The organism is Mesobacillus maritimus (assembly GCF_023715205.1).
GTDB lineage: Bacteria > Bacillota > Bacilli > Bacillales > Cytobacillaceae > Mesobacillus_B > Mesobacillus_B maritimus_C.
In genome coordinates this window covers 66,376-88,166 of record NZ_JAMBNR010000018.1, presented here as the reverse complement: position 1 = coordinate 88,166, position 21,791 = coordinate 66,376, and the positions used below count along the sequence as shown (strand labels likewise).

Annotated in this window: 19 protein-coding genes, 1 pseudogene and 1 riboswitch; of the genes and pseudogenes, 13 read left to right on the top strand and 7 right to left on the bottom strand. The window is 41.9% G+C overall.

Features of this window, described 5'->3' with window-relative positions; genetic code table 11:
• Positions 1-236 precede the first annotated feature (236 nt).
• Positions 237-1,676, top strand: coding sequence for a 6-phospho-beta-glucosidase BglA (gene bglA, locus M3182_RS21555; RefSeq protein ID WP_251437409.1), 1,440 nt, complete (start codon positions 237-239; stop codon positions 1,674-1,676).
• Between the two features lie 288 nt (positions 1,677-1,964).
• On the opposite strand, the gene M3182_RS21550 is transcribed toward bglA, so the two are convergent.
• On the bottom strand, positions 1,965-3,056 hold the full coding sequence (locus M3182_RS21550) for a copper resistance D family protein (protein WP_251560023.1): 1,092 nt from the start codon (positions 3,054-3,056) through the stop codon (positions 1,965-1,967).
• 3 nt (positions 3,057-3,059) lie between these two features.
• Positions 3,060-3,617, bottom strand: coding sequence for a copper resistance CopC family protein (locus tag M3182_RS21545; RefSeq protein WP_251560021.1), 558 nt, complete (start codon positions 3,615-3,617; stop codon positions 3,060-3,062).
• 266 nt (positions 3,618-3,883) lie between these two features.
• Here M3182_RS21545 and M3182_RS21540 point away from each other — a divergent pair, with 266 nt between their 5' ends.
• The 3 genes and pseudogenes from M3182_RS21540 (at position 3,884) to M3182_RS21530 (ending at position 7,220) form a co-directional block, all read left to right on the top strand.
• Positions 3,884-4,711: a sensor histidine kinase gene (locus M3182_RS21540; protein ID WP_251560019.1), complete on the top strand. Its 828-nt coding sequence runs from the start codon at positions 3,884-3,886 to the stop codon at positions 4,709-4,711.
• A pseudogene (locus M3182_RS21535) lies at positions 4,711-5,341 on the top strand (response regulator); the annotation flags it as partial. The gene M3182_RS21540 and the pseudogene M3182_RS21535, both read left to right, overlap by 1 nt.
• Positions 5,342-6,056: 715 nt before the next feature.
• Positions 6,057-7,220 (top strand): acyl-CoA dehydrogenase family protein, encoded by a 1,164-nt coding sequence (locus tag M3182_RS21530; RefSeq protein WP_251560015.1) that lies wholly within the window; start codon positions 6,057-6,059, stop codon positions 7,218-7,220.
• 542 nt (positions 7,221-7,762) lie between these two features.
• On the opposite strand, the gene M3182_RS21525 is transcribed toward M3182_RS21530, so the two are convergent.
• The gene (locus tag M3182_RS21525) at positions 7,763-8,725 is read right to left on the bottom strand and encodes a DMT family transporter (protein ID WP_251437414.1); all 963 of its coding nucleotides are present in this window, start codon (positions 8,723-8,725) and stop codon (positions 7,763-7,765) included.
• A gap of 206 nt (positions 8,726-8,931) precedes the next feature.
• A riboswitch (cyclic di-GMP riboswitch) is annotated at positions 8,932-9,016 on the top strand.
• Positions 9,017-9,051: 35 nt separating this feature from the next.
• On the opposite strand from M3182_RS21525, the gene M3182_RS21520 reads away from it, so the two are divergent.
• Together M3182_RS21520 and M3182_RS21515 are read left to right on the top strand one after the other, a co-directional pair.
• A complete protein-coding gene (locus tag M3182_RS21520; RefSeq protein ID WP_251437416.1) occupies positions 9,052-9,249 on the top strand; it encodes a hypothetical protein in 198 nt (65 codons plus the stop codon).
• A 386-nt stretch (positions 9,250-9,635) separates the two neighbouring features.
• Positions 9,636-9,797 carry a LytR family transcriptional regulator gene (locus tag M3182_RS21515; protein ID WP_251437418.1) on the top strand — a complete coding sequence of 54 codons (162 nt, stop codon included), beginning with the start codon at positions 9,636-9,638 and terminating at the stop codon, positions 9,795-9,797.
• Between the two features lie 243 nt (positions 9,798-10,040).
• Here M3182_RS21515 and M3182_RS21510 read toward each other — a convergent pair whose 3' ends face one another.
• On the bottom strand, positions 10,041-11,396 hold the full coding sequence (locus tag M3182_RS21510) for a M20/M25/M40 family metallo-hydrolase (protein WP_251560013.1): 1,356 nt from the start codon (positions 11,394-11,396) through the stop codon (positions 10,041-10,043).
• Between the two features lie 291 nt (positions 11,397-11,687).
• Here M3182_RS21510 and M3182_RS21505 point away from each other — a divergent pair, with 291 nt between their 5' ends.
• The 3 genes from M3182_RS21505 to M3182_RS21495 all read left to right on the top strand — a co-directional run bounded on the left by M3182_RS21505 (position 11,688) and on the right by M3182_RS21495 (position 15,139).
• Positions 11,688-12,503 carry an MORN repeat-containing protein gene (locus M3182_RS21505; protein ID WP_251560011.1) on the top strand — a complete coding sequence of 272 codons (816 nt, stop codon included), beginning with the start codon at positions 11,688-11,690 and terminating at the stop codon, positions 12,501-12,503.
• A 190-nt stretch (positions 12,504-12,693) separates the two neighbouring features.
• Positions 12,694-13,275 carry a general stress protein gene (locus tag M3182_RS21500; RefSeq protein ID WP_251560009.1) on the top strand — a complete coding sequence of 194 codons (582 nt, stop codon included), beginning with the start codon at positions 12,694-12,696 and terminating at the stop codon, positions 13,273-13,275.
• A 484-nt stretch (positions 13,276-13,759) separates the two neighbouring features.
• Positions 13,760-15,139, top strand: a complete 1,380-nt coding sequence (locus M3182_RS21495; protein ID WP_251560007.1) for an MFS transporter — start codon at positions 13,760-13,762, stop codon at positions 15,137-15,139.
• 117 nt (positions 15,140-15,256) lie between these two features.
• Here M3182_RS21495 and M3182_RS21490 read toward each other — a convergent pair whose 3' ends face one another.
• Positions 15,257-16,165 (bottom strand): TetR/AcrR family transcriptional regulator, encoded by a 909-nt coding sequence (locus M3182_RS21490; protein ID WP_251560005.1) that lies wholly within the window; start codon positions 16,163-16,165, stop codon positions 15,257-15,259.
• Between the two features lie 154 nt (positions 16,166-16,319).
• On the opposite strand from M3182_RS21490, the gene M3182_RS21485 reads away from it, so the two are divergent.
• Together M3182_RS21485 and M3182_RS21480 are read left to right on the top strand one after the other, a co-directional pair.
• Positions 16,320-17,828, top strand: a complete 1,509-nt coding sequence (locus tag M3182_RS21485; RefSeq protein WP_251560003.1) for a DHA2 family efflux MFS transporter permease subunit — start codon at positions 16,320-16,322, stop codon at positions 17,826-17,828.
• A 448-nt stretch (positions 17,829-18,276) separates the two neighbouring features.
• On the top strand, positions 18,277-18,834 hold the full coding sequence (locus M3182_RS21480; protein WP_251426543.1) for a YitT family protein: 558 nt from the start codon (positions 18,277-18,279) through the stop codon (positions 18,832-18,834).
• Between the two features lie 174 nt (positions 18,835-19,008).
• Here M3182_RS21480 and M3182_RS21475 read toward each other — a convergent pair whose 3' ends face one another.
• On the bottom strand, positions 19,009-19,410 hold the full coding sequence (locus M3182_RS21475; protein WP_349774420.1) for a hypothetical protein: 402 nt from the start codon (positions 19,408-19,410) through the stop codon (positions 19,009-19,011).
• 403 nt (positions 19,411-19,813) lie between these two features.
• Between M3182_RS21475 and M3182_RS21470 the strand changes: the two genes are divergently transcribed.
• Complete coding sequence (locus tag M3182_RS21470) at positions 19,814-20,008, top strand: hypothetical protein (RefSeq protein ID WP_251560001.1); 195 nt, start codon at positions 19,814-19,816, stop codon at positions 20,006-20,008.
• 9 nt (positions 20,009-20,017) lie between these two features.
• A complete protein-coding gene (locus M3182_RS21465; RefSeq protein ID WP_251559999.1) occupies positions 20,018-20,491 on the top strand; it encodes a DUF5381 family protein in 474 nt (157 codons plus the stop codon).
• Between the two features lie 158 nt (positions 20,492-20,649).
• On the opposite strand, the gene M3182_RS21460 is transcribed toward M3182_RS21465, so the two are convergent.
• Positions 20,650-21,759, bottom strand: coding sequence for a CdaR family transcriptional regulator (locus tag M3182_RS21460; RefSeq protein WP_251559997.1), 1,110 nt, complete (start codon positions 21,757-21,759; stop codon positions 20,650-20,652).
• Positions 21,760-21,791: the final 32 nt, after the last annotated feature.

The window sequence follows — 21,791 nt, the reverse complement described above, 5'->3', positions numbered from 1 at the left end:
CTTTACTGTTTATTCCAAACATCAACCGAATTATAGCATTTTTAGGCTGAAAAATCACAAATGGTAAAAATTATTACGTCATTGATTAATTGTACCGGTACAATTATAATATGAGTGTACAAAATAAAAACTTATTCAGACAAAATGGATAGGATCATTCTTGACGTTAGGAATGTGGAACAAGGGAATCCTACATTGAAGAAATTACTTGCTCTTAAAATAAGGAGGAGTTCATCATGGCAAAATTACCAAAAGACTTTTTATGGGGTGGCGCGTTAGCAGCACACCAATTTGAAGGCGGTTGGAATGCTGGCGGGAAAGGGCCAAGTGTGGTCGATGTGATGACAGCGGGTGCCCATGGCGTGCCAAGACAAATTACCGAAACAATTGAATCCGACAAATTTTATCCAAACCATGAAGCCATTGATTTCTATCATCGCTATAAAGAAGATATTGCACTATTTGCTGAGATGGGCTTGAAATGTTTAAGAACCTCAATCGGCTGGAGCCGGATTTTTCCAAAAGGCGACGAAGTGGAACCGAATGAAGCAGGATTGCAATTTTATGATCATGTATTTGATGAATTATTGAAGCATGGAATTGAACCTGTTATTACACTGTCTCACTTTGAAATGCCGTTACATTTAGCAAGAGAATATGGTGGATTTCGAAACAGAAAGCTTGTTGACTTTTTTGTGAAATTTGCTGAGGTTTGCTTCGACCGATATAAAGATAAAGTGAAATACTGGATGACGTTCAATGAAATTAATAACCAAATGGATGTAAGCAATCCAATCTTTTTATGGACAAACTCTGGTGTTGTGGTTAAAGAAAACGAAAACGCAAGGGAAGTGATGTTCCAAACCGCTCATCATGAATTAGTTGCCAGTGCCCTAGCGGTTGCCAAGGGGAAGGAAATCAATCCTGATTTCCAAATCGGGGCGATGGTGTCACACGTGCCGATTTATCCTTATTCATCGAACCCTGAAGATGTGATGTTAGCGGAAAAATTAATGAGAGAACGCTACTTCTTCCCAGATGTACAAGTGCGCGGGTATTATCCAAGTTACGCTCTGAAGGAATTTGAGAAAGAAGGATACAACATCAAGTTCGAAGACGGCGACGAAGAAATTTTACGGAATGGAACTGTTGATTATCTAGGTTTTAGCTATTATATGTCTACGACGGTCAAGAGCGAGGTCGAGACAAAATATACAGGAGATATCGTGAATGGTGGATTGCCGAATAGCATCGAAAATCCGTACATTCGTTCCAGTGATTGGGGTTGGTCAATTGATCCAACTGGACTTCGTTATACATTAAATCGTTTTTATGATCGCTATCAAATTCCATTATTTATCGTCGAAAATGGCTTTGGTGCGGTCGATACATTGGAAGAGGACGGCTCTGTTCACGATTCAGAAAGAATTCAATACTTAAAATCTCATATTGAAGCATTAGAACAAGCGGTGAATGAGGACGGTGTCGACTTAATCGGTTATACACCATGGGGAATCATTGACATCGTGTCCTTTACAACAGGTGAAATGAAAAAACGCTACGGCATGATCTATGTAGACCGTGACAATGAAGGAAACGGAACTCTCGCAAGAAGCAAAAAGGATTCTTTCTATTGGTATAAAAAAGTGATTGAGAGCAATGGACAGGAGCTTTAAAAGGGACAAGGGACTTTTGGAGGCAGAACTTACTAAGCTTTTGGTGACGAGCTCAACTAAAGATAAATAACCAAACAGCCCGCTAATCTAGCGGGCTGTTTGGTTATCAAAACATTGTCGTAACATTCCGGATCTTTAGCGGAGATTTTCACTTGGTTATGGAAAAAAGCGAGGCCCTCCAACATGCTGATCAAAACGGTTTGCTCATTATTCCTAGTTAGACATTGTCGAAACGTCACAGGGACACCCCGGATTTTGTCGAACGAAGGAATATGATTGCACAGGGTGCTAGCGAATCACCACGGTAACCATGAACATGATGTAAAGACTCATGACAAAGAGGCAACTAAAAAGAAAGGTTAGAAGGATAGGTGCCTTTTTGAAAAACGATAAGCCTATGAGTCCCAGACATAAAATGGAGAGAAAGAAAAAGCTTACAGTACTTGAGTTCACAACAAAGCCAATGGTGCTCCCGGCATCAATGATGTCGCTATGAAAGAACCGGAATAATGGTGACACAGCCTCACTTGTTTTATAATGGCCATGTGGAGGTGATTGTTGGGAAAAAAACGCTGTAATCGCGAAAATCACAAATAAAATGAAGCCTTCTCCACGTATCCAAGGGATGGGGTTAAAGGAATCATCCTTAGTAAGTTTATATTTCACAATAAATCCATTGACCAAGGCATAAAAAACAAGTGGCAGCAGGAATAAATGTTTGATCAATAGCCCTTGTCCATACGAAACCATCCAAGAATCAATGTATCCTTCCACCAATATATCCATCAAAAACAAACCACTAAGAGCAGTAGCGACTAAACAGCCAATCGCAACCGTTGAAAACCAGCTTAAAAATTCAAGCCAATTTTTTTGATTGAGCGAGCACCAACCGATAATCAGCAAAATTCCAACCCAAACACTCACCGCTGCTAAATGAATAAAGTCACTGATGATGCCTAAGATGGGATCCATTGTGCTGGCATGGCTTGACCAAGCAACCGTAATGATTAATCCGGATGTTAAGAGAATCCCTAAGAAGGCGAAGGTGCGCTTTTCAGTAGACTTCGCCAAGGCAATGAGCAGCACTAACAGAATAGAACCAAGAAGAGTGAAATCCCACGCGGTTCCAACTGTATAAGTAGTTAAAACAATTTTTAACGATTCAAATAGACCCAGTCGAGGGGCTATATAGAGCGTAAGGTCAAGCACCGGGAAAAAGGCGAAAACAGGCAGTGCCAGGCTGGGAATCAGTAATAAAACTTTTGAAATTTTTAAATCTGGACGATAGTTGCTTGGGACTAATAGAAGAATAAAACTTCCTGTTAAGACAGAAAAGCATAAATATAACAGCGTTTGGCTAATGATGACGAAGATATCCATTCTTTATTTCTTTCTTTTAGTAAGAAAGAAGACACCACCTGCTACAACGATCACTAAAAGAACAATGAAAAGGATAGACATAGAAGATGATTCTTCCTCTGTTTCATCTGCTGCAGCCGCTTCTTCTTGGTCTTCTATTGAATGCTCAGCTGGTTCTGTTGTTTCTGATGGATCCGCTGTTTCTTCCACAGATTCAGGAGTTGCACGATCGACAGTGAACGAGAACTCGCCCTCTAATGGATGACCGTCTGCGCTAATAATGCTCCAATTTACTTGATAATCGTCATTTGGAAGTGTTTCGGCGAGCGTTCCTGTTAATGTCCCCTCACCAATGATTAAATCTTGTACATCAACAGCTTGTCCCTCTGACGTTGTAACGTCTATAAAACTACCTTGTTCAATATCACCATCAAATTCAAGAATAATTTCATTTAAAGGCTCCGTGACCACCTCACCATCTGTGGGATGGGTTCCTGATAAATGCGAGTGAGCAGATGCGCTCGTAGAAATCGTCATGGCTAGTAAAAACGCGACTGTTGCGGTAAAAATACGTTTCAACATCAATTCCTCCTTCAAGTCGGGTTGCTTATCCATTTTAACAACCTTCTTTTTTGATAAAGTCTCAAGCATTATGTTACCTTTTCCTAAAAATGATAGGCTGCCCTATTGATAGGAATGAACATGATTGCTCTGCCTTTAAAACATTATAATTACAATGAAAATATTAAATAATACCTCGAAAGAGTGATTTCATCTAAAAATGGTTAACAATATTTGAATAGATGTTAAAATATAGACACATTTTCGATTGAGAAAAAGGTGAAAGCTTGAAATACAAACAAATTAAATGGCTCATTTTGCTCCTTCCAACGATTACCATCGCTTTATGGGAATACATTCGTCATGAGTTCCTCCTTCCGTATATTTCAATGGAGATGGGAAATTATCTGTCTCCGATTTTCGTCTTTATCGTTACACTCGTTTTCTTACGACGCTTGTTTACTGTTTTAGAAAGAATGCAAGAAGAGCTTCGATCGGAAAAAGCGAAGAAAGCAGCGTTGATTGAACGAGAAAAGCTGGCAAGGGAACTTCATGACGGAATCGCCCAAACCCTCTTTCTCTTATCTGTCAAAATGAATAAGTTTGGGAGAAAGAATCAACTCGAACATGATCCGGACTTTCAAAAAATAAAACAAACCTTCCAGCATGTTCACGAAGATACTCGTCAAGCAATTACAAACTTAAAATACTTACCTATTGAAGAGCCTTTTAGTTGGACAGAAAGCATCTTTCAATATGTTACAGAACTGAAGAATCAGCATTTGGTGGATGTACACCTGCAATGGAATATTCAAGAGGATACGTTATCCCCAAAGGAAAAAGTGGAGTTGTTCGCCTGTATAAAAGAAGCCGTTGTGAATGTCATCAAACATGCAAAAACAAATCAAATCTGGATTGCCGCGACAGAACTAGAAAATGGATGGATTTGTCAGATTAAAGACCAAGGCATTGGTTTTACGGATGACGAGATTCAGTTGAGTAAGGGCTATGGATTACAAATCATTCGAGATCGAGCGAAGGATATGGAATGGGCATTCTCGATCAAGAGAATCGAGAATGAAACCATTATTACAATAAAAAAGGAGCGCAAGTAATGCAGCCTTTTCGAATACTTATTGTCGACGATCACTCACATGCAAGAGAAGCTATCCGAGAAATTTTAGAAGACTATAAGGACTTTCAAATCATCGGGGAAGCGAAGAATGGAGAAGAAGCGATTCAGCTTACCGAACAATACATGCCGGATATTATTTTGATGGATATTGACATGCCTGTAATGGACGGGTTAGAAGCAACGAAAAGAATCAAACTCAAATTCCCTTATGTAAAAATAGTGATGACCACCGTATCAGATGATATCACCGATTTATTTGATGCCTTAAAAAAAGGAGCTCAAGGCTATTTATTAAAAAACATTCAATCGGAAACATGGTGTGAACATTTACGAGCATTTGCTCTAGATGAAGTCCCGATGTCCAAGGAAATTGCCTTTCAAATCTTAAAGGAATTCCCTCAAAGGAAGGCTAGAACAGAAGAGAACGTTCCTTTGTCTACACGTGAATTAGAAGTCCTCCAATTAGTAGCCAAAGGTTTGTCAAATCGAGAAATTTCCGAGACGCTAATCATCTCGGAACATACGGTTAAAAGCCATCTAAAAAACATCTTAAGCAAACTTCATTTAGATAACCGAGTGCAGCTAACCTTATGCTTTTCAGCGGGGGATTGGTTTAGAAGCACTTACGTTCCAGTGGGAATGGACATGGTTAGTAGGGCCGGTCTATGGAGGGCGTCTATTTTCCGTGTGGGAGGAAAAAGGGTTTAGACCAGTGATAAAGAGTGCGTCTACATTTCCATGGCAGCATAAAAAGGTTTAAGACCGGTAACCAAGGAAGCGTTGATGTTTCCATGGAAGTGCAAGAGGTGTGAACAATGGTCACATAGCATGTCACTCTAGGAAGGGCAACTAGGGCAGAAGCGTTATCAAAGATTGATAGAAATTCACATTTTTGCAGGGTACTACGAAATATTTAATCGAAAAAGGGACAGCTCAGTGTGGATGATGAGCTGTCCCTTTTTTGTAGGGAGGGAATCGGTGATCGGAGCTAAAGCTTATCGCGGGAAAAGGCGTCGACTGTACCGTACAGGATTTGCCTGTGGAGAGATAGCCTAAAGGGAAAAGTGGCTTCCGCAACCTCCAATAAATAGCGCATAGAGCGGCTCCAAGTGTGCTGCTAAATCGGACGGGGGAATTTTTGCCCTCATTCATTCTTATTTATCTTGATTCATTTGGATGTTGCTAGGTTCACTGGCCAATATTATTCCTAGTTGTATAGTGTGAATTGGGGTGTCATCATCTGGTATAATATAGAGACAGAAAATAATAAGCATTCTATTTTTAGAAATCAATGCCTGGAATAGGATTAAAAGGAAGTGTTTGGTGTGTCAAAGTCATTGTTTGTGAAAACCGATGCCCAAAAAGAATGGCTGGAAAGATTAGCGGAGTATAAGGATTCTTTTCAACGTTATTCAAAAGAGGTGGATGAACAATCTCGTTTTCCAAAAGAGAATGTGGAAGCACTTGTTAAGCTAGGATACACGAAACTGACGGTACCGAAGGAATATGGCGGTGAAGGGCTGCGTGTGACGGACATGGTCCTGCTTCAGGAGACGATTGCAAGCTACGATAGCTCCACCGCTTTGGCGATTGGCTGGCATCAAAGTGTTGTTGGGGAACTGTATGAGAGTAAGCTTTGGGAAGAAAGCAAGCTTGATCTGTTTGCGAAGGAAATTTTAAAAGGTGCTTTGGTGAACCGAGCGGCGAGTGAGGCACAAACAGGCAGCCCAACGCGCGGGGGACGACCAGGAACAAGCGCAGTGAAGAAAGATGGGAAATGGGTGATTACTGGGCAAAAAACGTTTACGACGATGTCTCCAGTGTTAACGCATTTTCTTGTCTCCGCATGGGTCGAAGAGAAAGAAGCGATTGGGTTCTTTTTAATTGATCGTGACAGCAAAGGCTTATCCATTAAAGAAACATGGGACGTGATTGCGATGCGGGGTACGGAAAGCCATGACCTTATCCTCGATCACGTGGAAGTAGCCGAAGAACAGTTTGTGGAATTAAACCAAGGACCACGAGGCAACAAAATCAATGGCTGGCTCTTGCATATTCCAGCGTGTTATTTAGGGATTGCTCAAGCGGCACGGGATTATGCCGTTCACTACGCGACCGAATATTCGCCGAATAGCATTCAAGGGACGATCAGTGAATTGCCGAATGTGCAAAGTTTAATCGGTCAAATGGACTTGGAATTAATGAAGGCGCGCCATTTCCTTTATAGTGTGGCGGAAGCCTATGATGACGAAGCCCGCCGTCCGTTGCTCACCAACGAACTCGGCGTTGCCAAACACATCGTCACCAACTCCGCCATCACCATCGTCGACAAAGCCATGCGAATCGTAGGCGCCAAAAGCCTACAACTGTCTAATCCATTACAAAGACACTACCGCGACGTCCGCGCCGGACTCCACAACCCACCAATGGACGACATGACCATCTCCAAGTTGGCGCAGGCAGCAATCAATCAAATAAAGTCACAGTGACGCCCCGGATTTTGTCGAAAGGAATCCCCGGTTTTACGAAGAAAGCCTGGGTTTTGTCGAAAAAGTCACAGGGACGGCCCGAATAATCTTGTTTCACAGGATGTTCCACAAACAGAGGAAGAAGAGGGTTCTTCCTCTGTTTTTTTTGAACGGTGGAGCCTTCTTATGTAGATTAAAAAGTTTTTCTGCTGATTGGAAATCTAGTATTATTTAACAACTTGTTAACATCTATGACGCTAATCGTTTATATTTATAGGGTAGTCTAGTAACTAGTGGGGATAGCATGTGTGGCTATCATGGTACTTGGCGTAGGAGGAGCCGGTGCTATTAGGGAAAGGGTCCAATCCCTTTGCCCCTAAATCTAGGATGCTTTTGTCGGTAGATTTTTACGAATCTACTAGGAAGGTTTAAACAGGATTGTAACGTGAGTACATAGGATAAGCCCAGAGTTTAAAACTCTGGGCTTATTTATATGTGCGATGCCGCAATCCGTTGAGAATTTTGGCCAAAACTCTTTCGCTAGAGTTTGGTTTTCACGTTCATTAACTAGCTTTTCGTTTAAGAGCTGCTTCGGAAACTGGCAGCTTCTTTTTAGAGTAATTCATAATGATAATCCCAAATGCCACAAATCCAATTGCAACAATGATCATGAAATTCAAGCTCTCTCCTGGAACGAGCCACGCGGAAAGAATGGTCCCGAAAACTGGCGTAAGAAAATTGTAAATGCTCACTTCGCCGGCTTTGTTGTATTTTAAGACCGTGGTCCATAGAGCAAACGCGATGGATGAGAGGAAGGCAGCGTAAATTAACAATCCCCAGCCAAAGCCTGTAAACGTCATGGCGTTCTCGCTTAGCTGCGGGACGCCGATGAGAAGCAGGAGAATCGCGCCAATTGTCAACTGCCAGCCTGTCAAAGTAACCGGTGAAATATCGGTCGCTAATTCTTTCGTCATGATTGTCGCGATGGCACTGGTCAAGCCTGCTAGAATCATATAGCCTTCACCAGTCAATTGAAAACTAAACTGAAATTCTTGGCCCCAGTTGGCAATGATAATCCCCGCGAATCCCGCAAGAATCCCGATCGTTTTCTTCCAATTCATATGGTCATTTTTATAGTAAAAATGCGCTAAAATCACGGCAAGGAAGATTCCGCTTGATGAAAGAATCGCGCCTTGCATGCCAGACACATTCGATAAACCAATATAAAAGAAGTAATATTGCACGGCTGTTTGAATGATGCCGAACACAATTAAAAGCAACAGATGCGAACGTTTCACTTTTAATTGATGGCGGTTTGTGAAGAACAAAAAGACTAAAAGAATCAGCCCTGCTAATAAAAACCGCATCCCCGCAAAAACGATTTGTGCAATCGGGTCATTAGGTGCAATCTGCAGCTCCGTATTGCTTAATTTTAAAACAGGGAACGCACTCCCCCATAAGAATGTACAAATCACGGCGATTCCCAAAACGCCCCATTTATTTTGAAATAAAGATATCCAATTCAAACGAATCCATCTCCTATATAGAACTTAAACACAATGAGTAATCATAGCACAGCAACCATGAAAAAGAATAGCGGAAAGTTTAGGTAGGAAGTTGTTTGCGTGAAGTCGGCTTTTGTCGAAAAAGTCACAGGGACGCCCCGGGTTTTGTCGATAAAAAAAGGTTTATCGTTTGCTTGATTGTGGTAAAGGAGTATACTAAAAAATATCGTACGAAAAGGCAGCGCCGTTGAAAGATGGCTACGCAAAGCTATAGGGGCTAAGGTCTGTAGACTAAGCCAGCCAGTTACCGAATACTTTTCCCTCCGTACGGTGAACAAGGAGGAGCCATGGAGAAAATGAATCAAAACAACGGATTTGGGTTGATGACTAGCGTCCTACTCATTTGGTATCAATTGAACATCAAATACCATCAATTATGTTTACGAGGATGTATGTGTCCAACCTTAAGAGAGGAAATCATCAACAAAGTTGAGCAACACAGTTTTAAATTTAATGAGCTGAGAAGGGAGAATCTTCCTTCTTGATTACACATAGGACTAATAAAAGGAAGACCATTTTAACTGAAAAGTTGGATGGTCTTCCTTTTTTATTTGGATCAATACTAACCAGAATGATTTATTGTAGAGGGGAGGGGATGCAGGTCGCCAAGTAGTTGTTTCATTCGTAACAAATGAGTAGAAGGATGAGAGAATCTTATTAATATTCCACTACACATATTTGGAGAGCAATTGTTAAGTTTTACAGCTATTGACAGTTAGGCTGGCGATTGGTATTTTTATAGTAACGTTCTTAATATAGAACAGTAACTCTTCGAAAATGTACCGGTCTATTTGAGCAGAAAACAGGCGTTGGGACTGAGAGAACGATTAAAAAGGTAACTTAAATTCAATTAATCCGGGAGTGGTCATTCGTGGCATTTCAACAATTACCTAAGTCAGTCAAACGAACAATCCGTTATATTCATCAGGATGTTGATTCAATTGAAAAATTAGAGGAGTTACAAAAAATCATTAATTACTCTATCAATAAAAAGAAAAAGCGGTTAACGCTGGGGACTAAAAAGCTTATTTAATAGATAGGCAGGTTTGAAAGTGATTACCAGTAAGCAGGCCGCTGGGTGATTTGGGAATAAGTAAATGAACGATGAACGAAACTTTATGCCGGCCACTCGCTATAGCATAACAAAGCCCTATCCACTTAAAAGGCTTAGGGGATAGGGCATTATTAGTAGTACTCAGTCATAGGGATGGAGTTTTTATATAATCGATCATTGGTTATTTTAACGATTTTAAAAAATAGTCTTCTTCAATCGGTTTTATTTCCGAATCAAGCTATAAATCGAAGCTCCTACTAAATCGCCTGCTTCTTTTAGACGTTCGGCACTTAAATATTCCATCGTGTCTTGTGGTGTGTGGTAGTATGGCTCGAGTGCAGCTGTACCTGGTTCACGACGGATAAAGTTTACCGCAGGAATGCCTGCTTCATGAAATGCTTCATGATCAGAAGCGCCACGTTGATATAAAATCAACTCTGAAGGTGTTCCGATGCGTTCAGCGGTTTTTAAGGCCGTATCAGTCACGATATTGGCTTGACCATCAAGGGTGTTCATATAAATGGCGCTTGCATTTTCCCAAGATGTCCCGACCATGTCCATATTAAAGTTGGCGATGCTGCGCTTAAGTTCATCCTCACTTAAATTCTCCGCATAGTATTTCGACCCTAACAAGCCAATTTCCTCAGCCCCAACAAAGACAAACCGAACTTCTTTGTCGATTGGATAGCTCTTTAAGACGCGTGCCAATTCGAGTGCCACCGCTGTTCCGGAAGCATTATCACTCGCACCTGGCGCAAATTGAACGCTGTCGTAGTGGGCGGAGACGTGGACAATCTCATGGTTGTCACCTTTCTGTGGAGCTCGTGTGGCAATGATGTTTTGCGAGGTAACGTTTTTGAGCAGTTGAACATTGAAGTTCACCGTTTCGTTCTGTGCGACCACATCTTGTAATAACGCTTCGCCGCTTGCTTTTGTGATTCCGCCGACTGGGATGTCAAAGCTTGTCCCGCCAAGCGATGGATTTAACGGGGCCGACGCATCAACATTGTTGTAAATAATGACACCGATCGCACCGGCTTCTACGGCGTTTTGAACTTTTTCAACAAAAGTCAGCTCACCACGAGAAATCAGCGCGATCTTTCCTTTTGCTTCATCTGTAAAATTCTCAGGTTTCCCTAGTTTTGCATCAAACAATGGCGCCGTCATTCCTTCCTCGGACGTCCCACCAGAACCAGCAGGAATGGTAATCAGGACCTCGTTGTCATCGCTCGTATGCAGGTGTCCACCCCCTTTATCGGGAATACCGAACTCCTGTGTTTCCACTTCATACCCGAGAGAAGTTAGACGCTCCCGAATAAATTCTGCCGCTTGTTGTTCGGTTTCTGTCCCAGTGACTCGTGGACCAATGGTGTCCGCCAAATAGCTTGCATCCGCAAACATCCGCTCTTGGCTTACTCTTGCAATCACTTTTTGATCATGAGCTTTCGCGCTAGGATGGACCACCTTGTTCTCGGCCGCCGCCACAGGCTGTGCGAGTGGTGGAGCCACCACTGAGAAAGACGAAGCTAAAAGAATTGTAGATAAAACCGCAGCTGAACGCTTTTTCCCTTTATTCAAACTAAATACCCCCTAATGTTTGCTACCTCGAATATTCGCTCCCGGGAGATACAAACCTTTCACCTGCGAAAAAATGAATCCATCAACCTATAAAGCGCTTACATGTGTGGGTCGTTTTGCATACAAAGTCACAGGGACGCCCCGAATTTTCTTGTTTCACGGGAGTGTTCCACAGGTGAATTTTAATCATTCTTTTGAACTGATACTTGTAAAATTTTGCTATAATAAGAGGTATATAGGCTTGGTTTTATTCATTAAGAGGTCAAATTTAATAGAGTAGGTTGGTTTACTATGAAATGTCATCATTGTAATAGCTTTGATAGTATGCTTCGCCCCATGTATGTGGATAAAAACAACAATCTAGTCACAGAGAGCGAAAGAACGGCCTTTGAGGTTCTCCATCCAGAGGAGAAAGGGAATATTTATACAAAAATTGTTTTATGTGGGATTTGTTATCAGAAATTAAGTAAACAAACGAATCGGGTTTTTCAAAAAAAGAGGCCGCTTCAAACGACTTCCCAAAAAGGTTCTTCTATCCGTAAATCACAGAATTTTTACATCTGTCCATTTTGTAAAACAGCGAATGAACCACTGAGAAACACTTGTAAAAAGTGCGAGCGAATTTTGTTTAGCACGGAATATGAAACGAAGAGAGTTTCCTCCAAAAGTATGAAGGGAAACAAGAGGAAAAATTTTGATTTTAAAAAAGGATTGGTCCCAATCATTGTTCTTTTAGCGATTGCTTTTTTTACTAATAGAGGAACAGATGTAGGGCAGAAAGAGGTTGCTACTCCAGCGGGTCAAGTCAATCAGAACGAGACTCTAAGCGGGCAAAGCAGTTACAAGTGGCCGGATGGGACGAAATATACCGGGGAATTCAAAGGTGGCCAGCCTCATGGGAAGGGAACCATTATCTGGACAAACGGCCAAACATACACCGGTGACTTTTTTCAAGGACAAATGACCGGCTATGGTACGCTAAAATTTATCGATGGGTCAGCATATACCGGGAACTTTTACAATGGTAAGCCTCATGGTCAAGGGACCATGCGGTATTCAGATGGATCGGTCTATACGGGGAATTGGGTGAATGGAGATGTGGAGTAGCGAAATTGGTGCAATGAGCAAAATTGCCTCCTGGACTTCTAAAACAAGATACCTTAGTAAAATGTGAGGAATGGAAGAATCACAAACCCAACAACCTCAAAAACAACAACCCCTTCACTAATTCTCATTTGTTTACTCAATCCATTCTTAGGGTATTTAATGAAAAGTACTTCTTAGAGGAGGCAGGCCAATGACAAACCAAGAAATCCTTCATATTGTAGGTGTGTTTGACCGGGAAGCGGAGGCGGATGAGGCGGTAGAGGAGTTAAAGAAACAAGGTTATGCACCGAAAGATATTTCGGTGATTACGAATAATCGGGAAATGCTTGAAAAATTAGGGGTTGGCAGTGGGGATGGTCCTGTTCGCTCAAGGATGAATGAAGGAGCCAAAACAGGTGCTGCTACCGGAAGTTTAGTCGGCGGTTTAGCAGGACTGCTTGCTGGATTTGGCGCATTTACCGTTCCCGGAATCGGGCCGATTCTTGCAGCCGGTCCGATTGCCGCGGCGTTTGTTGGCGGAGCAGCAGGAATTGGTGTTGGCGGCATTGCCGGAGCCCTCGTTGGCTTAGGCATCTCTGAAGAAGACGCCAATCGGTATGAAGAGGAAATGCAAAACGGGAAAATCCTTGTGATGGTCAACAAAGCAGGAAAACCAATAAATACAACCATAGACCATACCGCCTCACAACGAGAAATAGCCGAAGTCGACCCCTCAAAAGAACAACCCAAACGAAACGCAATCGACCAGATTGATCCTAGCCGGTATTATTAAAAGCTGTTTTCGGAAAGATAGTTGTTAAAATCCAAAAGCCGATTTTAACGAAATAGAACCCATTTCGTATGTTTTATAAAGTTTGCATGCTCTTTTCTCATATATAAACTATTTTATTGTATAACCTAGTTCATTCAGATGTTTTTGGTGTCAAAAGAAATAACGGGTGAGTAAAGAGCCTATTAAAAGTCACAGGCACACCTCGGTTTTTGTCGAATCATTAGAAATAATCGAAGAACCCAAGAGTAGCTTACTATAATCTGCTTTTTGGGTTCTTTTTGTTTGACCACTTGTCGAAAAAGTCACAGGGACGCCCCGGGTTATGTCGAACGAAAGTCTAGAATCCTGTCAATCTTTCTGCTCGTAAGATATAGAATTTTCAAATAACACAGGCTATACTTATCGTAATACTGAATGGTTGGTATGTAATAAAGGATAAAGAACTAATCTAAAAGTTTTTTAGGAGGATTAGAGGGGGATGGGGATGTTAGTAAACAAGCAGCAAGTGAGTCCGTCTGAGTCCGTTCAGCAAGACCAGCCGGGGCATAAGGAGATGTTGAATTACGGGGTGGGGTTCTTTGGGGTCATCCTTACCTGGACGTTGGTTGGCACGTTTCTAACCTATTATTATACCGATGTAGCCGGCATCTCTGCGGGTGTGGTTGGTACCTTGATGCTCGTTGCTCGATTATTCGATGGCGTCACGGACATTGGAATGGGAACGCTGGTTGACCGAACGAAATCAAAACATGGGAAGGCACGACCATGGCTTCTATGGATGGGGGTTCCATTAGGTGTCACGACCTTTTTACTTTTCACCGTTCCAGAGTTGGGGACTGGCGGAAAAATTGTTTATGCATACGCGACTTATATTCTATTAATTTTTGTCTATACAGCGATGTCGATTCCGTACAAAACCTTGCTTGGCTATATGACACAAGAACCGCAAGGGCGTTCGGTTTTAAATATTTACACTGGTATTTTTACGATGCTAGCAACCCTTGTCATTACCATTCTCGCCCAACCGGTGGCAAGTGCCATTGGAGGCAAAACAGGGTGGGCCGTGGTTGCAGCGATTAGTGGCGGGACCATTATTGTCACGAGTTACCTCGCATTCCGTGCTACGAAAGAAAGAGTGGGGCAATCAAATGTTCAGGCAAAGGAGAAGGTGCAATTTAACGTTGGGTTAAAATCACTGTTCCTGAATAAATATTGGCTGATTATGACATTGTATTGTGTGATTACGTATACGTTAAATGCCCTTGTCACTGGGGCAGGATTGTATTATACAACGTACATTCTTGGAAATGCAGCTTATTTTTCCATCGCAAGTTTACTGCTGTTTATTCCTTCGATTATCGGATTCTTCTTTGCGGCAAAATTAACAGCAAAGTATGGAAAGCGAAACATCGCTTTCTTGGTTTCAATCATTGGAATCTTTGGTCCGATTATTAAGCTAATCGACCCTACAAGTTTACAAATATTCTTAACCGGAACGATTGTTCAAGGTTTCGGTTTAGTGCCGACGATTATCTTTATTTATGCGATGATCAATGACACTGCAGAATATGGGGAATGGAAATTTGGTTTCCGTACCCAAGGTTTAATCAACAGTGCCGCAAGCTTTGGCATGAAAGTAGGAGCAGGTCTTGGTGGGGCTCTAATCGGTTGGTTATTGGCATTTGGCGGGTATGTAGGCGGAGCTGCCGAACAAACCGACTCTGCTAACACAATGATTCTAGTCTTGAATATTTACCTTCCATTAGCATTAGCTGTTTTCCAAGCAATCCTAATGTGGATGTACAAGCTAGACCAACAATACTCGCAGATTCTCTCAGAATTGCATGCACGAAAGCGGAAGTAAGAACTAGCCATCGCGCGTTGTGTTAATTCGTATTAAAACAACTCATACAAGTAAAAGAATAAAAAGCGTAAGGAACCCTTGATGTGTGGGAACCTTACGCTTTTTTTGTCGAAAAAGTCACAGGGACGCCCCGGGTTTTGTCGATTCCTGTTTATGTTTTTCCAGGTAGCTAGAAAGAGCGGTTAACAGGTCTTTTTGTTTTTCAGATAGGGTGTCTTTTGCTTGCGATAAGGTTATCCAAATGCTTTCGAGAACCATCACTCGGGGGTAGTCGTTTTTTAGTTCGGAATAGATAAATTCGTATAGTTCTAGTTGTTTTTTAGCCGGGTCGTCTTTAAGAACGGTTTCGACCGCTTCAATTGCCTCCTCCGCAAGCATGGCTAGTGATTTTTCTTCACTTGATGTGTCCGCTGACGCCGTGGCGATCCAGTCGGTGAACAAAACCTCAGAAGGTTGCGGCTTTTGCTGAATCAGTGTCCTGACTTGTTTTAAAGCAAATTGGACGGCTTCGTTGGGTGAAAAGCAGGTGGAGTTCCGGATGCTTTTCACTTGTAAAACATGTTGCAGAATCCCTAAAAATGTCACCGCTTGGTCAAAAGCAATTTCCTTCGTCTCCTCGCCGTACAGCTGGATGAAACGCTGAGCAATCCAGCGAAGTTCATTTACATGCATGTTGATCATAAATTGGCGAAGTTCTTTATCATTCATAATCGTCGTCGTGGAAAACAAGGCCATGATGTTATGTTTTTGATCAATATGCAGTCGTGCGGAGACTTGTTCGGCAAAGACTTGCTCGTCGGCCAAGCTTTTCCCGATTAACAATTCTTTACGGATTTCTTCTGCCTCTTCTTTTACCACTTCTAAAATGCTAATCAAGCATTCATTTTTCGAAGTGAAATAGTTGTAAAACGTTCCTTTTGCGATTTTGGCTTCATCTAAAATGTCTTGAATCGATGTATTGGCAAAGCCTTTTTCGATAAAAAGTTTATGGGCAACTTCAATGATTTGTTTCTTCTTTTTATTCATGTCTCCTCCAAAGTAGAACGTTAGTCTATTTTAATTGTACTAGTGAAAACCCTTTATTTCAAATGTATTTCAATGGTAAGTGTGAAACTGTTGATTTTTTTAGACTGTGGGTATATTATTGGAAAGTAAATTTTAAGGGGATAGGAGTGTGCGTATGGTCGAAACATCACAAAATAAACCTCCATATGGGATGATTGCGATTTTATTTATTGGAGCGTTTGTAGCAATTTTAAATGAAACTTTATTGAATGTAGCGTTGCCATCGATCATGAACGAGTTTGAAGTGAGCCCGACTTCCGTTCAGTGGTTAACGAATGGATATATGTTGATTAACGGGATTTTGATCCCGGCCAGTGCGTTTTTTATTCAGCGGTTTAAAAATAAAAGCTTGTTTATGACCGCGATGACAATGTTTACAATCGGAACCTTGGTGGCAAGTCTAGCGCCTGTTTTTGAAGTGCTACTAGTGGCGCGCTTGATTCAAGCTGCCGGTTCTGCGGTGATGATGCCGTTGTTGATGAATGTCATGTTAACGGCGTTTCCAATTGAAAAACGTGGAACCGCGATGGGAATGTTTGGTCTTGTTATGGTCGTTGCACCAGCATTAGGACCAACTTTATCCGGTTGGGTTGTTGAACATTATGGCTGGAGAATGTTGTTTAACATTGTACTGCCATTTTCCGTTTTAACGATTGTATTAGCGATTTTTAAATTAAAAAATATTACGCAACAACGTGAGATCAAACTTGATGTCTTGTCGCTCGTATTATCAAGTTTTGCGTTCGGTGGATTGTTGTACGGATTTAGCTCAGCGGGAGATAAAGGCTGGAGCGATCCGATTGTTTATGGAACAATTGTTGTTGGCGCGGTATGCTTAGTGATTTTGATTTTGCGCCAGTTGCGCATGGATGATCCGATGCTGAAGTTCCAAATCTTTAAATATCCGATGTTTGCTTTGTCTTCGGCGATTTCGATTGTCATTTCGATCGCGATGTTCTCGGGAATGATTTTAATTCCGATTTATATCCAAACCATTCGCGGGATTTCCCCGTTTGAATCTGGTTTGTTAATGCTCCCAGGGGCACTCGTGATGGGCTTTATGTCCCCGATTACAGGCCGATTGTTTGATAAGTACGGTGCTCGAATGATGGCGATAATTGGGTTAGTGGTTGTCGTAGTGACGAATTACTATTTCACGCAATTGGATATGACGACATCGTATTTTAGCATTATGCTTTTATTTGCGGTGCGTAGTTTCGGGATGTCGATGACGATGATGCCAGTGATGACGAACGGATTAAACCAGTTGCCAATGATGGATAACCCACACGGAACGGCGTTGAACAACACCTTGCAGCAGGTTTCTGGTGCGATTGGCTCAGCGTTATTGATTACGGTTATGAACAACCGAACAGAGGCGAAAGCGGAAGAACTAGCGGCAGAAGCGATGGCCAACCCACCAGTGGGACTGTCCGAACAAGCAATGGCCGAAATGCAGACACAACTCATGAACCAGGCCATGCTCGAAGGCATCAACTTCGCCTTCCTCATCGCAACGTTCATCACCGTCGTCGCATTAATCCTAGCCTTCTTCATCAAACGCGTCACCCCAGCCACACAAACACCAGAAAACACAGTTGTGGCTGAAGAACAAACAGTATAAATAGCAGGGGTGGATTGGGATTTGTCGAAAAAGTCACAGGGACGCCCCGAGATATGTCGAAACCAAAAAGCTCTTTCGTTCTCGTAAACGAAAGGGCTTTTTTCTGTTGAAAGGTGGATATAGTTAGTAGAGAGGTTTGTGGTAGGGGAAAAACAAGATATTAGCGGGCCTTGAAGAATAGCTAAAAAATTAAACCGGCGAAGAAAACATAGCATACAAACAAATGGATAGAAAAATCACCAATACTTTTTTCATCCCAAATCCCTCCATTAATAATAGAGTATCAGTCTCTAAATCTTATCATAGAGAGCAGCCTATTTGCATGGTAGTAATTGGTTGTGTCGAAAGAGTCACAGGGACACCCCGGTTTTTGTCGAACATGAATATTCCTCGGACAACCATCATAAGGATGTACAAGGTGTGTTGGTTGAGAAAATGGGGTGGTTGATTGTTTGCTAGAGTGGCAGCGATGGTGATTGGGAGCATTCTGCTTGGGATTGGCATCAATGGATTTTTGGTTCCTCATCATTTGCTTGAGGGCGGAATTATCGGGATCGCGCTCATTCTCCATTATTATTTTGATTTTCATGCAGGTTTATTGTCCGCGTTGTTGAGCATCCCGTTAGTCCTTTATGCCTGGGTCAAGGACCGGGCGCAGTTTCATGGCAGTGTGTATGGGATGATTGTGACCGCTATTTTTATTGATCTTTTCGCGCCTTATCAGTTTTCCTTGCCGATTTGGTTGAGTGCGATTTTAGGTGGAGCCATTTGTGGAATTGGAGTCGGTTTAATGCTTCGTTATAAAACCAGTACCGGTGGCACCGATTTAATCGCCTATTTCATATCAAAGGCGACGCTACTAAATGTTGGACTCCTGATTGCGATTATGGATGTATTCATCGTGTTGCTAGGTTACCAAACATTAGGTCTCCAAAGTGTTGTCTATTCAGCGATTACGATTCTAGTTGCAGGGTATCTGGCATCGATTTGTTATGAGCGGTTTTAGCGTGTTTCGAGAATAAAAGAGTCTATCTGATTATGTGATGGACGTCCATAAAAACAAAGAAGGCCATACACTAGGATGAGTGTATGGTCTTTTTCCGTAGCAAGCATCTGTAAGAGTGTTTGCAAGTGTAGTATTTTGTGTGTCGGCGGTGAAGTTAAATGCCTCTATTAGGCGCTAACTCCGTATTTTCCGAAAGAGTTTCTTAATGAAATAGAGTACACCTCGTAGCCCTAAGTAAATAGCGAAAAACAACACGAATCCCCATATACTAATCACGGCGTCGTGAAACTCCATGTTGCCTCGACCGGTGATTCCTTGTTGAATCTCTATGGCAAACACCACAACCAAAACGACCGTGAAGGTATAGATAAAGGAAATCGCTGTTATGCTATATTGCGCTAAATACTTAAAAACTTTATTTACTACAAAAAAGGCAAGAATCCCCACAATCCCAAAAACCCATAAGTGCAAATCTTTATCCGTAAAGTTCCAACCCATTGACCTTGAAAAAGCAAAGATCAAATCATGCAACGTATTAATTATTTCCGCTATAAACAAAATAAAATCTTTCATCATCTTCTCCATCCATCATTTAATAGATTTTCAACATGGTAATGTCTCTATTATAAAACATCAATCAAGACAGCGGGGAATTTTAAAAAATGTCACTTGGGACACCCCGAGTTATGTCGAAAAAGTCACAGGGACGCTCCGCTTTTTGTCGATAACTAGATAGTAAGTTGCATAGAACTTGAAAGATGGTTGTAATCTTAAGGGAAAGGATGGGGCTCCGGGACTAGGTTTTTTCCTGTAAAATAGTAAGGTGGAATATGTTTACTATGTTAAAAGGCAGGGGATTTTACGTTCGTTCTCTGGTTCTAGATGCCTTTCGTATTTATGCCGTTGAGCAGGATCCAACATTTCGAAAGAAGAGGTCAATCCGTTTATTGATGATTTTCAGGAACAGAAAGGGAACGTTGTGAACTTCTCTCTCCTTCAAATGGAAGCAGGGGAGCTACCACAGCTGATGGAGGTTTGTTTGCTGCTAATTGCCAAGGAGCGCACGTGGACCATGACTGAGAGTATCGGTGATGGAGAAAAAAAGATTGTTATTAAAACCATCAATGATTTGGATTGGTACCAAACGTTGAATCAAGTCATTAAACAGATATAGGGTGAAAAAATGGAAACAGTAAATTACCGCAAAATCGTTATTTTTGGACGTTTGATCATTGCTGGCGGATTTGTTCTCACAGCGATTGGTCTAATTTTAGCAGGTTTATTTTTAGATGCATCATCTCTTCGTAAAGTCATCTCAGTTGTTGTTGGCGTAGTGGGAATTGTTTTCTTTGGAAGATTGCTGCTTTTAATGCTGATTCTCTTAATGAAGAATCCGCATATGTTCAGTTACGACGACGAGAAAATCAAGGTATCAGGACAAGAAATTGAGATAAAAAAGATTAAAAAGGTAGAATTACAATCTAGCGTTCCTACCGGTATATTAGGAATTAAAACACCAGCCTTCGTTCTCCATAAAAACGACTGCCAAACCATCAACATTCCAACTTTCTACGTCCTAACCAAAAAAGACGAACCCGCAATCCACAAAACCTTAAAACAAATCATCAGTGGCCAAGGAAAAAAGAAAGCCAAATAGGTTTAGACGATAAAGAAAAAGTCACAGCGACACCCCGAGTTATGTCGAAAAAGTCACAGCGACACCCCGAGTTATGTCGAAAAAGTCACAGGGACGCCCCGGAATTTGTCGAACAACAAAAAAACCAAGGAAACAACGATGCTGATCCGTTCCTTGGTTTATTTTGTGTTCTCTTCCGCAATGGTGAGGGCGAGGTAGAGGATGAGGAGTTGTTGAAGGTTGGTTGTGCTGAGACCGGTGATGTCTTTGACTTTCTTCAATCGGTAATGGAGTGTGTTGATGTGAATATGCAAAGCTTCGGCTGTGTTTTTCAACGAGTTGTTTTGATGGAACAACTCCTTAACGGTTTGCGTAAGTTCTTCTTCAGCTAACAGTGGTCCGATTGTTTTGCTCACAAATTCAGCTTTTGTTTGTGGCGAGAGGTCGTCAAGAATCATTTCCAATGTTAAATCTTCATCAAAGACAAGCTCACCCTCAGATGTTGCGACTTTTAAAGCGCGCTCTGCTTGACGATAGCTATCGATTAAGTGGTCTGGAGCGACAGCTTTTCCAACTCCTGCGGACAAAGCCGTTCCTAAACTAGCCTCTAAAAACTGAAAAAACTGCTGAATCTTCCCCCTCATATCGGCCCCGATACAGTCTGAGGCATCAAGCAATAAAACAATCCGGTTATTTCCCCACCGTAAAATGAAATCTTGGTCCTGTTTTCGCGGCCAAGCAAATAAATGAGACCAAATTTCTCTGCCGACATATTCATGAGGCTGTTTATATTCAACAATCACCATTTGCCGCGGCGCATCCAAAGAGATGTTTAATATTTTCGCGCGCTCAAAAAACGCCGCATCCCAGTCTTTTTTCTGGAGCCAATCAAACAGAAACCCCTCGAGCGCCCGCAACTGCCAGTCATACTGCTCGGCAAAATGACTTTCGCTAATTAAAAGCTCGGTCATTTTTCGGATGATTTCTCCAAACGGGGAGACGTCAACAGGATTGCCGGTTAGCCCAATCACGCCAATGACTTCCTGCTGAAAGAAAACCGGAAGATTGATGCCAGGCTTGACTCCTTGTAACTGGACCTGACTTTCAGCGGTAATGACCAATTTCTCGCGTTGCCGCGAAGCGATTTGGGCACCCTCATGGAATTGCCCAATCCGCCCGCGATCGGTGCTGGCAATGATGATTCCATCTGTATTCACCATAATAATATCTTCATCTAGATACTTTCTCACTTCACTAATAATCTTCTCTGCCAATTCAGGAGTCAACATGATATGTTCCTTTCTACGTTCGGTGGTGCCTA

Bases quoted from the DNA above. Each gene is read 5' to 3' on its own strand.
- M3182_RS21490 (WP_251560005.1), bottom strand. From the start codon at position 16,165: ATGAATAAAAAGAAGAAACAAATCATTGAAGTTGCCCATAAACTTTTT.
- M3182_RS21485 (WP_251560003.1), top strand. From the start codon at position 16,320: ATGGTCGAAACATCACAAAATAAACCTCCATATGGGATGATTGCGATT.
- M3182_RS21460 (WP_251559997.1), bottom strand. From the start codon at position 21,759: ATGTTGACTCCTGAATTGGCAGAGAAGATTATTAGTGAAGTGAGAAAG.
- M3182_RS21500 (WP_251560009.1), top strand. From the start codon at position 12,694: ATGACAAACCAAGAAATCCTTCATATTGTAGGTGTGTTTGACCGGGAA.
- M3182_RS21475 (WP_349774420.1), bottom strand. From the start codon at position 19,410: ATGATGAAAGATTTTATTTTGTTTATAGCGGAAATAATTAATACGTTG.
- M3182_RS21495 (WP_251560007.1), top strand. From the start codon at position 13,760: ATGTTAGTAAACAAGCAGCAAGTGAGTCCGTCTGAGTCCGTTCAGCAA.
- M3182_RS21505 (WP_251560011.1), top strand. From the start codon at position 11,688: ATGAAATGTCATCATTGTAATAGCTTTGATAGTATGCTTCGCCCCATG.
- M3182_RS21545 (WP_251560021.1), bottom strand. From the start codon at position 3,617: ATGTTGAAACGTATTTTTACCGCAACAGTCGCGTTTTTACTAGCCATG.
- M3182_RS21550 (WP_251560023.1), bottom strand. From the start codon at position 3,056: ATGGATATCTTCGTCATCATTAGCCAAACGCTGTTATATTTATGCTTT.
- M3182_RS21465 (WP_251559999.1), top strand. From the start codon at position 20,018: ATGGAAACAGTAAATTACCGCAAAATCGTTATTTTTGGACGTTTGATC.
- bglA (WP_251437409.1), top strand. From the start codon at position 237: ATGGCAAAATTACCAAAAGACTTTTTATGGGGTGGCGCGTTAGCAGCA.
- M3182_RS21520 (WP_251437416.1), top strand. From the start codon at position 9,052: ATGGAGAAAATGAATCAAAACAACGGATTTGGGTTGATGACTAGCGTC.